The organism is Hymenobacter terricola (assembly GCF_017921975.2).
In the GTDB taxonomy this organism is placed as follows: domain Bacteria; phylum Bacteroidota; class Bacteroidia; order Cytophagales; family Hymenobacteraceae; genus Hymenobacter; species Hymenobacter terricola.
Genome location: NZ_JAGEMO020000015.1, coordinates 136,304 through 148,650, shown reverse-complemented (window position 1 = coordinate 148,650; position 12,347 = coordinate 136,304). Strand labels below are relative to the sequence as shown.

Annotated in this window: 8 protein-coding genes and 1 pseudogene; all 9 read right to left on the bottom strand. The window is 58.5% G+C overall.

The window, feature by feature from the left end; translation table 11 throughout:
• Positions 1-229: 229 nt before the first annotated feature.
• Positions 230-1,062, bottom strand: a pseudogene (locus J4G38_RS12455) (IS982 family transposase).
• A gap of 125 nt (positions 1,063-1,187) precedes the next feature.
• A complete protein-coding gene (locus J4G38_RS12445) occupies positions 1,188-3,695 on the bottom strand; it encodes a tetratricopeptide repeat-containing sensor histidine kinase (protein ID WP_210521318.1) in 2,508 nt (835 codons plus the stop codon).
• A 48-nt stretch (positions 3,696-3,743) separates the two neighbouring features.
• Positions 3,744-4,199: a hypothetical protein gene (locus tag J4G38_RS12440; RefSeq protein WP_210521317.1), complete on the bottom strand. Its 456-nt coding sequence runs from the start codon at positions 4,197-4,199 to the stop codon at positions 3,744-3,746.
• A 123-nt stretch (positions 4,200-4,322) separates the two neighbouring features.
• Complete coding sequence (locus J4G38_RS12435) at positions 4,323-4,748, bottom strand: lipocalin-like domain-containing protein (protein WP_210521316.1); 426 nt, start codon at positions 4,746-4,748, stop codon at positions 4,323-4,325.
• A gap of 62 nt (positions 4,749-4,810) precedes the next feature.
• Positions 4,811-5,527: a hypothetical protein gene (locus J4G38_RS12430; protein WP_210521315.1), complete on the bottom strand. Its 717-nt coding sequence runs from the start codon at positions 5,525-5,527 to the stop codon at positions 4,811-4,813.
• Between the two features lie 88 nt (positions 5,528-5,615).
• The gene (locus J4G38_RS12425) at positions 5,616-6,419 is read right to left on the bottom strand and encodes an alpha/beta fold hydrolase (protein WP_210521314.1); all 804 of its coding nucleotides are present in this window, start codon (positions 6,417-6,419) and stop codon (positions 5,616-5,618) included.
• Between the two features lie 534 nt (positions 6,420-6,953).
• The gene (locus J4G38_RS12420; RefSeq protein ID WP_210521313.1) at positions 6,954-7,589 is read right to left on the bottom strand and encodes an HlyD family efflux transporter periplasmic adaptor subunit; all 636 of its coding nucleotides are present in this window, start codon (positions 7,587-7,589) and stop codon (positions 6,954-6,956) included.
• Between the two features lie 161 nt (positions 7,590-7,750).
• Complete coding sequence (locus J4G38_RS12415) at positions 7,751-9,166, bottom strand: efflux transporter outer membrane subunit (protein WP_210521312.1); 1,416 nt, start codon at positions 9,164-9,166, stop codon at positions 7,751-7,753.
• A complete protein-coding gene (locus tag J4G38_RS12410) occupies positions 9,163-12,345 on the bottom strand; it encodes an efflux RND transporter permease subunit (protein ID WP_210521311.1) in 3,183 nt (1,060 codons plus the stop codon). Before J4G38_RS12410 ends, J4G38_RS12415 begins: the two co-directional genes overlap by 4 nt.
• Positions 12,346-12,347: the final 2 nt, after the last annotated feature.

Sequence of the window (12,347 nt, the reverse complement as noted above, 5' to 3'; positions counted from 1 at the left end):
GACTCGCTAGCGCTCCTCAAATTTAGCCCATGACGTGGTAGCCGTTAATTGTTTTTCGACAGCGGACTGGACTTCGGCTTGCACCTGCTTGGACCGGCGCCGGTTGCCGGTACCAGCGGCGTTTATGGCGGCTTCCAGTTCGTCTTGCGTTACGTCAGCTTCGGCCCGGCCAGCGGATTCTACTTCCAGAAACACGCTACCTACAGCAGTAGCAAACCCAAGTTGCGGACTAGTAACCGCCTTGGTCCAAGGGGTGGACCAAAATGAAGAGGGCGAGTTTGAGCACGTAGCCAGCTGCCGTCACGGCATGAATCTGCTTGGGAAAGCGGGCGGTGAGTTGGCTAAAGGCCGTTTCGATGACCTTGCTAAAACACTGAATCAGAAAGCGTTGGTTGGGTGAGTTGGGGCGCTTGCTGTTCGCTTTGCGGGCGGACTGCTGCTGGCCCCCGGTGGCTTCGGCAAACACGTCCTCCAAGACGTCGTCCGTACAACCAGCATCGGTGTCGAGGACGTTGCCTGCGGGCAAATCCACGGCCATGGCCCGCAGGCCGGTGATGTCGGCCTCGCTGCCGGCGTGTACATAGAACCCGACCGGTAGGCCGTCACGGGTGGTGATGACCTGCACTTTGAAGCCGTAAACCCAGCTGCGCTTGCTGGCGCACCGGCCGTGATAGACCTTGCCGGTCAAGCGCTTACCGCGCGGAATACGGGTGTTGTGGCATCCGGCAACCGGAAACGAATCGATGATGTAGCGGGCCCCGGTGCGCAATTCTTTCAATCCCTGAGCGCAGGAAGCAAACAGGCCCGGCAGCGTTTTCGTCAGTGCGTGCAGCTGTCGGCTAAAGCCGTTCTTATCCAGCTTGTTCTGCCCCGGTGCTGCTCCAGGTAGCGCTGGCCCAGTACGAGGTTACCGCCGAAAAAGCGGGCCGCGACCAGCGCCGTGGTTAGCACCTGCGCGTCGCTCAAGCGGCGACGCGGGTCAGCCGGGCGGGCCCAGGCAGGGCGGGTGAGGGTAAGCAAATCATCGAGAAAGCAGTACATGGCAACGGTCTGTCCGCGCATGGGAGGCAGGAATTGAAGGGGTCGAATACTTCAAACCTAGTCTGTTCCTGCCGAACAGACTTTTTTTATGCCCTCAATACTCCGCAACTTGGGTTAACTACCTACATGGAGGGTAGCTGGGGCGGTTAGGAGGCGGCAAACTGCAGGTTGAGATGCACGCCGCCGTTCCCGGTGAGGGATAAGGTGCCGTGGAGCTGTTTGCTTAGGCCCTGGATGATGGTTAGCCCAAGGCTGCGGCTCGCTGCCACGTCGAAGCCGGCCGGCAGGCCCACCCCGTTGTCTTCCACGCGCAGTTCGTAACGGCCGGCTTCGAGCGGGCACAGTCTAACGGCAATCGTGCCAGTACGTCCTTGGGGAAAGGCGTACTTGAGAGCGTTGGTCACGGCCTCGTTGATAATCAGGCCCACTGGCGTGGCCAGTGCCACTTCCAAATTCACCTTGGTCGCGTCGACCTGCGGGCGCACAGTGGCTTGGCAGTCAAAAGAGTCAATGAGTCGGGCGACAATTTCGCGGGTGTAGTCCTGCATGTTGACGCGGGCCAGCGAGTCGGACTGGTAGAGCTTCTGGTGAATCAGGGCCATGGCCTGCACCCGGTTCTGGCTCTCGCGGATGGCGGCCAGGGCCGGGGCGTCGCGCAGGTAGTGGGACTGGCGGCTGAGCAGCGAGCTGATGATTTGCAGGTTGTTCTTCACCCGGTGGTGAATCTCCTTCAGCATCCACTCCTTTTCTTCCAACAGCCCGTCCTTTTCCCCCAGCAACTCGTCCTTTTCGCCCAGCACTTGTTCCAGCGCCTGGTTCTGCTGGTTGATTTCCCGCTGCTGGATTTCCAGCAACGCCGTGCTGCGCTGTTTGACCCGGTAGCGGCTGTAGCTCACCCCCAGCAGCAAAGTCAGCATGACAGCCCCGCCTAGAATGCCGTTGCGAGCGGTTTGTGTTCGTTTTAGCTCACTCTGCTGCTGCTTTCCGTTGGCTGTCAACAGTTCAATGCGCTGCTCTTTTTGACTGGTTTCATACTTTACCTGTAGCTCCTGTATCTGGCGGCTCTTAGCTGCGTTAAACATCGAGTCTTGTAGGGCCTTATGTTGGCGGAAGTGCGCTATAGCGGATAAGTAATTGCCCGCTGCTGAGTCTGCTTTAAAGCAATTTAATTCCAGGGTTGCCAAACTGCCAGCTTGTATATCCCCTTTGGGAGCAGCCAACAATTGTGTTAGATATGGACGAGCCTTGCTGTATTGCTTATTTCTAACATAAAAAGTCGCTATATCTCCTGTAACATCTAATTGAGTAGCGTATTCGCCATCCTCTTTGCTTAGCGCAAGGCTTTTAAACCAGTACTCCTCCGCTAATTTGTATTGCTTAGTTCGGTCATAGCACTCGGCCAGGCTTTTGGTAATATTTTCTTTCTCCGCAATGCTATAGGGCACGTTCTTACGCAGTAAACCTTGCAAAAAATCCAGGGCTTCTTGCGTCTTATCTTGTTTAAGTAAGGCCTTGACTAAATTTCGCACCACTCTCCCACTTCCTATTACAAGCCCTTTGCGCTGGCTAATGGCCAGTGATTGACGACAGGCCGCCACACTTTTATCGTACTCGCCCAGGAAAAGATAAATTCTTGCCAGGTTACTGTAAATAGCATCTAAATCTTTATCTCTTCCGGAGATTTTAACGCTATTAATCGTCTTCAAACAATAACTAAGGGCCTTACTATAATCACCTTTTTTGACCGCAATAGTAGAAATAGCATCGTAAGTGGTATAAACCTCTTTGTCACCAATAGCTTCCTGGATTTTCACCACATTCAGCAGCTCACTTTCGGCTTGGTCGTTCTTGTTTTGGTCGATATGAATAAACGCAATTTTCATCAGGCTCAGTGCCGCTAAAGTCCGGTCATTAGCCTGATGGGCCAGCGACTGCGCCTGCGCATAAGCGCTTAGCTTTTCAGGAACTGATTTAAAACGAGCGGTATCTGGAAAACTATTGCCAAACCGGTACCATGCCCGGCTTTCGGCGGCTTTGTCGTCGGCTTGCTGGTCAGCCGCAATTACTTGCATGAAATACGCTTTTCCACGCGGTAAATTATTGGTTATTAAATAATAGATTCCCAGCTGGAATAAGCATTCCTCCTGCCATTTGCGCAAACCGGTGCGGGCGCTTAGCTGCCTGGCCTGCCGGAAAAAATATAATGCGCTGTCGCGGTTCGTGGGTTGGGTTGGGCCGGCGTTCAGCTTATTATTGCCCAGCGCCAGCACCAGCTTGATGCGGCTGCTGTCGCTCACGCTTTGCATGACCGCCCGGACCCGGCTGGTGGCTTGTTGCCGGGCATACACGGTGCCCGTCAGGAAGAGGGCTCCCTCTACGCCTTGCTTGAATTGTAATCGTCGGCTCAATTCCTCGGCTTGTCTGGCAAAAACCAGGGCGCTGTCCTGGTTTTTGGGGCGGTTTTCTACTTTATTCAAATAAGCCGTGCCCAGTTTTAGCAGTAGGTCTACTTGGTTGGCATCCGGTTCCGACTGTAGCACGCGGGCACGCAAGGTATTAACGGAACCGTTGTCTAAGGGTGTTTGGGCAACTGCCACCGGCACTACACACAGTGCAATGCCCACAACTGTGAATAGTAACCGTAGTAGGCGCATGGAGTGGAGTGGTAATGGTGATGGATTGGTCGGGCAGGCTCCGAATGGTTAGTTTTCAACCAGCGCCCCTTTGGTGAAGCGCTGCTTGGTGAGCCAGGAGTTGGCGGGGCCCTCGTCGATGAAAGCGGCGGCGCGGCAGCAGGCATCGGAGTTGTTGTTGAGGGCGGGCAGCAACACGTTGGCGTACTGTGCCAATGCCGCAGGCGATACCAAGTAGGCGGCGTACACCAGACCGGCAGTTGGAAAAGCGGCTTCGACCTGGGGGTAGAATTCGTGAAGTACCCAATGGTCCTGTTCCCGCGAATTCACAAAGCGCCGCCGCAAGTCGAGCAACCAGTGCGCGCAATTATGTTGCACGGCGGTATCAAGCAAGGCCTGATAGCTCACGCGGAATTCGGCTTCGCTCAGAAAGGGGCACACCCAGCGAAAAACAATGGTTTGGTCCAGGCTTCGGTAAGAGACGTCCAGAAACGCTGAAAGTGTGCGAATAAGTAAATTTTCCATAGCTAATTATTCATTGTTGTAGCTGATGAAAGACATGCCGGACTTTTTTGCAGGAATGCCGGGAACGAGAGAATGGGGAAGTGCCGGCCAGCGCTCAGCAGGCGCACATCGCAAGCAGGAGTATTAGCCCTGATTCCGCCGCCAGACCAGCCGGGTTATGGGATGTGGCCCTACCGTTGTCAGGTGCAGTAGTTCGCCTTCAAACCGGACTGCGCGAACCTGGGGCTGCCCCAGCCATTCCAGATACAGGCTTATTTCTACCTGATGCGTCACCAGCTGCGCGGCCTCATCGGCGTGGTAATGGCCGCAATAAGCCAAATACCCAAGGTCAGCGTACTTCAACATGCGCGCTTCGTATAGCGCCGGGGCAACCAGCTCGGTGAGGCCCTTCTGCATGATGTGCACCGACATGTAATTGGTTGGGGTATATAGTAGCAGGCCCGTAGGATTTTCGCCCATTGGCTGCGTTACCGTGCCTGTTGAATCTTCGGATTCCAGCGAAACCAGCGTCCACGCACCAATCAACTGCTCTTTGAGGGAGGACGCCATAGAGTTTATGCTTTTTGCGGGTTCGGCACACGGCTCTTTCAAGCGCGAGGGCAACGGGCCTATTAGAAGCGGATGTCGCGGATGTCGATGGATACAATCAGCGGCTCCATTTCGTGGCTCAGGTCGGGGTTGCGGAGATAAATCCGATGCTGCGTGGGCAGGGTAATGCCCGCCACGGTGGTGTGCGCGGAGAAGTAATGCGCGCCCGGCGTGCCGCCGTTGATGTCCACATCGTAGTCGTGGCGGCGGATTAGGCCATCTTTGGCCACGTAGTAGGTCTGCACCTTGCAGTGCGTAGCGATGTCGTCGGGAAAGGTGACTTGCAGCCGCCGCCAGGTTTCGCCGTTTTCTTCCCACGGCCCAAGCTCCGCAACTTCGAAGCCGGGCATGGCGAAGCTGAAGGGGAACGTGAGGTAATTCCACAGGCCGTAACCAATGAAATAGGCCAGTTGTGGGTCCGTCCACTGCGTTTGCAGCGTGTGGCCCTGAAAGGAGGCACGCGGCTGCATCAACTCATCCACCACGTCACCATCGGTATTTTCGATGAGCACCCGGTCGGCCGTCACCACGGTGAAATGGTCGGACGCGCCAAAGGGGGAGTGCGAAGTCCACTCGCGGTGCAGCTCAATCGTTACGCCGATATCGTCGAGCATACCGGCCTTGCCCTTAATGGTCCACAGGACACCACCAAACGCGGCGCGGACGGACAGCATTACCAGTTGGTTCCACCGTTCCAATCCCCCGTGCGCCTGGAGGGTCAACCCCAATAAGTCATTCATTGTAGTAAAGTTTTAGATGAGAAAATGGGCGAAAGTGGTGGAATCCACCCAGACAGCGGATTCCACTACGTATCAGCACCGGGCCGGCCTACAGTCCGTTGAGGATGGCCGCCAGCTCCGTGGGCTTGGCGAAGTAGGGGCTGTGGCCACAGTCCAGCTTGAAGGTTTTGATGACCTGGCCATTGGCCTTAATCATCTTTTCCTGGGTGAGGGGGCCGATGCCCTGGTCTTGCAGCGTTTCGATGTAGTATTTGGGCACCCGGCCGAAGTTGGCATCGGTCACCACGGCCTTCGCACCAAAAGGCTGCAAAGGCTCCGGCCGGTGCCGGTCAACCACCAGCTTCTGGATGTCGGGCGGGCAGCCCGCGCCAAAAATGGGCACGATGAATTCCGGTTTCAGGGTTGCGCTCGCCTTGTCCTCCGAGAAAATAAGATTGGGGCCGATGAGCAGGCTTTGCGGGTCGGGGGTGGTGAAGATGGACTGCCCGTTCACCGGCAAAAAAGCCGACAAGTAGACCAGCTTATCAATCTTGTCGGGAATGGCCTCCGCCACCTGCGAGATGACCATGCCCCCCATGCTATGTCCGACCAGCACCACTTTGCCCGGCTCTTGATTCAGCAGGCCCACCACCTGGGCCACGTAGCTGTCCATCGTCGCCTGGCCGATGGGCGTCTGGTCGTCGCCGTGGGCCGGCAGGTCCATCGCAATGACCTTGTTGCCGTCCTTCTCCAGCAGGGGCGTGACTTTGCTCCAGGCAAATTTGCCGGCATACGCGCCGTGCACTAACACAAAGGTCTTCTTCATTTTATTTTTTGGTTTGAGGATGGTGAATGAAGCCAGTAGCAAGGCGGCTACCAGGAGCGGCGTGGTCCAGAAGGTTTTGGTTTTCATGGTCTTTGATTTAGGGTGAACAGAAAAAAATGGAGATGATACAGGGTGCTAAGGCAAGCCTACTCGGGCATTCAACAGCTTTTCCAGGTGGATTTTCAGGCCGGTACTCTTCGTTTTGCTGGCCTAGTCATAACGCCAGAGTAGTCGACTAAGAACCGGGTTCTGTTTTCAACCGAGAGGATATTTGATGCCACTTGAATTGACACTTGCGAAGCCAGTGCCAGCCAAGCCTAATTGGGCTTTAGTACGCCAAATATTTATTCATCTATCTTTTAATCAGATAATTATATCAAATAACGCTTCCCCGTATCCAGCTAATTCTTCCTCCAAACTGTTGGAGGCTCCAATTCTTCGCGAGAAAAATTGGAGCCTGCCCTATCGAATACCCTGCCCACCAGCTACCGCACGCACACACGCCGGCCCCGGCACCTATTCTCATCAGTGAGGATAAGTGCCGGGGCCGGCGTGTGTGCGTGCGGTAGCTGGTGGGCTGTTTTGGAACCGACCTTACTTACTCCTGTTTTCTGCCGGGACTTACCGGCTGGCTAGCGGGTGGCGCTGGTCTTGCAGCCGAACGTTTACCAGCTCTCTCAGGCGGAAAGGGGCGCGGGAACTCAGCCGGATTTCCACGGGTGTTTCGCCGAGGCTTGGCTCCCCTACCTCCTCCACGGCCCCCATTACGGCTTGCTGGCGGCGGGAAGCCGCCCATACCCGCGCAGAGTCGCCGGCCCGAATTCCGTCGCTCCATCCGCTGGGCAGCACCACGGACACCCGCAGATAGCTGCGCCTGGAAAGCGTAGCCACCGGCGTTTTGGCCGTGATGTACTGACCAATCAGTACCTGGCAGTCCCCCAGAAACCCTGCGCGCGGCGCCGTCACATAGGTATGGTTGGTTAGTTTGACCAGTGTCTGCCCGCGGCGGGCGTATTGCCAGCCCGCAAAGAAAATGCCCTGCACCCGTCCCGCCGTGCGGGCGAGTAGGGTATCGGTGCCTCCGGCCCCCACTAAACCAGTTGTAACCAGTAGCGTGGAGTCGACAGCAGGGTCGACCCGCGCAGCAGTAAGTTGAACGTTGGTTTCGGCCAGGGCTGATACATGAGCGGCCGGTTTCATCCACCAGAAGCTGCCCAATACCGCCAAACCGGCCCCAGCGAATAGACTTTTTTTCATAGCATTTGCCTGTTGGTGATTTGACAGTGTTCGGGCCGTTCGCTTAAGACGTGGGGAGCCCAATTTTACTTCTTACTTGGCGACAGTAGCAGGGCGTTACTCATCACATTACCAATACACTTCTCATTTTTGAGGGCTAGTTTGCCAGAACGGCCCTTTGCCTACTGTGCGCCGCCCCCCACGGAGCGGTAGAGGCTGACGGTGGCGTCCAGCTGCGCCCGCTTCAGGGTGGCCAGCTCCAGCTCGCTTTGCAGGGCATTGCTTTGGGCGGTGATGACTTCCAGGTAATTAGCCAGGCCATTCTGGAAGAGCTGCTGAGCGTTGTGCGTGGCTTGCCGCAGCGTGGCCACGCGCGCGGCCGCGAAGCGTTGCTGCTGGTCCAGCTTGTCCAGTTGAATCAGCGCGTCGGAGACTTCTTCCACCCCCACCAGCACGGCTTGCCGGAACTGCAGCACCGTTTGCTCGCGGGCGACTTTGGCCAGGTCGTACTGGGTGCGCAGCACCCGGCGCTGGAAGACCGGCGCGACCAGCCCACCGGTGGCCGTGCCAAACAGGGAGGCCGGGATGTTGAACCAATTGCTGGCCTTGAACGCATCCAGGCCGCCCTGCGCCGTGATAGTGAGCGCCGGGTAAAGGCTGGCTTTGGCCACGCCCACGAGGGCATTGGCGCGCACCAGCGCCAGGTCCGCGCTGCGGATATCCGGCCGCCGGCGCAGCAGGTCGGCCGGGACCCCGGCGGCCAGCTGCCGGGCCACCGCCACGGCTTCCAGCGGGGTGCCCCGCGTGATGCCGGCCGGCAGCCGGCCGCTCAATACGCTGAGCGCATTTTCCTGCACGGCCTGTTCCTGCTCGAACTGCGGCACCAGGCGGGAGGCCGTGAGCTGCTGGGCCTGGGCCTGCTGCACGGCCACGGCCGTCACTTGCCCGGCCTGAAATTGCAGCTGAATGATGCGAAGTGTGCTGTCGTTCAGCTGAATGTTGCGGCGGGCAATGGCGAGCTGCGCATCCAGCATCAGCAGGTTGTAGTACCCCTGGGCCACCTGGCTGACCAGCTGCGTTTGCACGGCGCTGCGGGCAGCCTCGGTGCGCAGATAGTCCGCCAGGGCCGCCGCTTTTTGGCTGCGGATGCGCCCCCAGATGTCGGCTTCCCAGGACACGCCGGCCCCGGCCACGTAGTCCTCGACGTGACGCCGTCCCAAGAACTGACTCAGGGTAAGGCCATTGAGGCTGTTGTCTGAAGGGCGGTTCACAACGACGGCTGCTTGCAGGCTGAGCGCCGGCAACTGACCCAGCCGAGCCTGCCGCAGGGTCAACTGCGCGGCCTCAATGTTCTGGACGGCAATGAGCAGGTCGTTGTTGTGGGTTAGCGCCTCGCCAATTAAGCTCTTCAACTGAGGGTCCAGGAAGAAGTTCTGCCAGGCGATGGTGGCCACGGAGGCCGTGTCGGCGGGCGCGGTGCGGTAACTGGCGGGCAGGCCCAGGTCGGGCGGCGGCACGTCTTTGGATACTTTGCAGCCGGCGACCAGCAGGCCCAGCAGCAGGCCGGCAAAGAGCCGGCGGTTCAGAGGATTTTTCATAGTTGCGCCAGTTGTAAGGCCTCATCCTTCACGGGATTGGCCACGGCCGGCGGGCCGCTGATTTTCTCCTGCAGGGCCTGAAAGACCACGAAGAGAACCGGAATAATAAACAGGCCCAGCAGCACCCCGGAGAGCATGCCGCCCGCCGCACTGATGCTGATGGAATGGTTGCCGTTGGCCGAGGGCCCCGTGGCGCGCATCATGGGCGTAATACCCACCACGAAGGCAAACGAAGTCATGATGATGGGCCGCAGGCGCAGGCGCGCGGCCTCCAGGGCGGCGTCGACCAGCGAGAGGCCGGCTTCGCGGCGCTGCACGGCGAACTCCACGATGAGAATGGCGTTTTTGGCCAGCAGGCCGATGAGCATGATGAGGGCCACCTGCACGTAGATGTTGTCCTCGATGCCCACCAGGCCGATGGCGGCAAAGACCCCAAAGATGCCCGTGGGAATGGAAAGAATCACTGCAAACGGCAGGATGTAGCTCTCGTACTGGGCCGCGAGCAGGAAGTACACGAACACCAGGCACAGGCCGAAGACGATAACCGACTGCCCACCCGAGCTGATTTGCTCCTTGGTCAGGCCCGAGAATTCGTAGGTGTAACCCCCGGGCAAGGCCGTTTTCGACACTTCCTCCACGGCCTTGATGGCGTCGCCCGAGCTGAAGCCGGGCTTGGGCATGGCCGTCACGGCAATCGAGTTGAACAGGTTGTAGCGGGAGGCCGTTTCGGGGCCATATACCCGCTTCAGATGCACCAGCGTGTTGAGGGGCAGCATGTCGCCGCGGCTGTTTTTCACGTAGACCGCGTTGAGCGAAGCTGGGTCGTTGCGGTCGGCAATGTCGGCCTGGGCTACCACCCGGTAGTACTTGCCAAACCGGTTGAAGTCGGAAGCCTGCACGCTGCCGAAGTACGTTTGCATGGTTTGCAAAATATCGCGCACGCTCACACCCAGCTGCTTGGCTTTCAGCTTATCAATCTCAAGGTTGAACTGCGGGTAGTCGGATTTGAACGTGGTGAAGGCCACGGCAATCTCCTTGCGCTTCATCAGCGCGCCCATGAAGCCGCCCGCCACGTCGCTGAACTTGCCGAACTGCCCGTTGCCGGTGCGGTCCTGCAGCACAATGTCCAGGCCTTCGATGTTGCTGAAGCCCGGAATGGAGGGCAATTCAAACACGAACGAGCTGCCGCCCTTCACGGCCCCCAGCTTGGCCTGCACCAGCCCCATGATTTCGGGAATGGTTTTTACCGGGCCGCGCTCATCAACGGGTCGCAGGATGATGAAAATGATGGAGGACGAAGGGCTGGTCGAGCTAGTGAGCAGGTTGAAACCGGCGATGACGTTCACGTCGCTGACCTGGGGCAGAGCCTTGAGCACCTGCCGCGATTCTTCGGACACTTTCTCCATGCGCTGCAGCGAGGAGCCTGCGGGCATAGTCGAGGCAATGGCCAGGAAGCCCACGTCTTCGGTCGGAATAAACCCGGTTGGGGTGCGCCTGACCATGAACACGGTGACGGCCACAAGCAGCGCCAGGGCCCCCAGGCTCCACCACTTGCGGCGCACCAGCCCGCCCAGGCCGCCCACGTACTTCTGGGTCAGGTGGGCAAAGCCGGTGTTGAAGGCCCGGAAAAACCGCTGCTTGAATGTGCGGGGAGCCGCGTCGTCCGCCCCGGTTTGCGGGTGCAGGTCTTTGAGCAGCAGCGCGCACAGGGCCGGGCTGAGCGTGAGCGCATTCACGGCCGAAATGACGATGGCAATGGCCAGCGTAAAGGCAAATTGCCGGTAAAAGAGCCCGGTGGAGCCCTTTATCAGCCCGATGGGCAGAAATACCGCCGACATCACCAGGGTAATGGAAATGATGGCCCCGGTGATTTCGTGCATCGCGGCCAGCGTGGCCGGCTTGGGGGCCAGGTGCTGGTGCTCCATTTTGGCGTGCACGGCCTCGACGACCACAATGGCGTCGTCGACCACGATGCCGATGGCCAGCACCAGGGCAAAGAGCGTGAGCAGATTGATGGTAAAGCCAAAAATCTGCATGAAAAAGAACGTGCCGATAATGGCCACCGGCACGGCAATGGCCGGAATCAGCGTCGAGCGGAAGTCCTGCAAAAACAAAAACACGACGAGGAACACCAGGATGAAGGCTTCGACCAGCGTGTGCAAAACCTGTTCAATGGAGGCATCCAGCGCCTTTTTGGTGCTGTAGAGCATCAGGTTGTGGACGCCCTTGGGGTAGCTTTTGCTGTCTTTGGCCAGCATCTTGCCCACCTCAATCTGAATGTCGTTGGCGTTCGAGCCCGAGAGCTGGGCGATAATCATGGCGATGGCTGGCTTGCCGTTGATGCGGGTCTGGCTCACGTAGGTGTAGGCCCCGAGCTCCACCCGGGCCACGTCGCGCAGGCGCAGCACCGAGCCGTCGGCGTTGGCCCGGATGACAAAATTCTCGTAATCGGCGGGCCGGTTGAGCTTGCCGTCGTACTTGATGACGTACTCGAACGCTTCGTTGGCCGACTCCCCGAATTTGCCGGGGGCCGCCTCCAGGTTCTGGTCGGCAATGGCATCGAGCACTTCCTGGGTGCCGATTTTATAGGCCGCCATTTGGCTGGGCTTCAGCCAGATGCGCATCGAATAATCCTTGCTGCCCCCGATAATGCGGACCTGCCCCACGCCCGGAATGCGCTTGATGTCCGGGATAATGTTAATGTTCAGGTAGTTGCTCAGGAACGTCTCGTTGTAGGCCCCGTCCTCGCTGTAGATGGCGGGCACCATCATCAGGCTGTTTTGCTGCTTGGAAGTGGTGATGCCGCGCTGCACCACTTCGGGCGGGAGCTGGCTGGTGGCCTGCGACACCCGGTTTTGCACGTTCACGGCCGCCAGGTCGGGGTCGGTGCCCGACTTAAAGAAGACGGAAATAACCAGCGAGCCGTCGTTGCTGGCCGTCGAGCTCATGTACATCATGCCCTCCACGCCGTTGATGGCTTCCTCCAGCGAGGGCGCCACCGAGCGCAGAATCGTTTCGGCGTTGGCACCGGGGTAAATGGCCGTCACCTGCACGGCCGGCGGGGCAATGTCGGGGAACCGCTCCAGGGGCAGGTTCACCACGCCAATCACCCCCAGGATGACGAGCAGGGAGGAAATGACCGTCGCTAAGACCGGCCGGTCAATGAATTGCTTAAGCATGA

Excerpts from the sequence above, each read along its gene's own strand:
- J4G38_RS12445 (WP_210521318.1), bottom strand. The coding sequence starts at position 3,695 with ATGCGCCTACTACGGTTACTATTCACAGTTGTGGGCATTGCACTGTGT.
- J4G38_RS12440 (WP_210521317.1), bottom strand. The coding sequence starts at position 4,199 with ATGGAAAATTTACTTATTCGCACACTTTCAGCGTTTCTGGACGTCTCT.
- J4G38_RS12435 (WP_210521316.1), bottom strand. The coding sequence starts at position 4,748 with ATGGCGTCCTCCCTCAAAGAGCAGTTGATTGGTGCGTGGACGCTGGTT.
- J4G38_RS12430 (WP_210521315.1), bottom strand. The coding sequence starts at position 5,527 with ATGAATGACTTATTGGGGTTGACCCTCCAGGCGCACGGGGGATTGGAA.
- J4G38_RS12425 (WP_210521314.1), bottom strand. The coding sequence starts at position 6,419 with ATGAAAACCAAAACCTTCTGGACCACGCCGCTCCTGGTAGCCGCCTTG.
- J4G38_RS12420 (WP_210521313.1), bottom strand. The coding sequence starts at position 7,589 with ATGAAAAAAAGTCTATTCGCTGGGGCCGGTTTGGCGGTATTGGGCAGC.
- J4G38_RS12415 (WP_210521312.1), bottom strand. The coding sequence starts at position 9,166 with ATGAAAAATCCTCTGAACCGCCGGCTCTTTGCCGGCCTGCTGCTGGGC.
- J4G38_RS12410 (WP_210521311.1), bottom strand. The coding sequence starts at position 12,345 with ATGCTTAAGCAATTCATTGACCGGCCGGTCTTAGCGACGGTCATTTCC.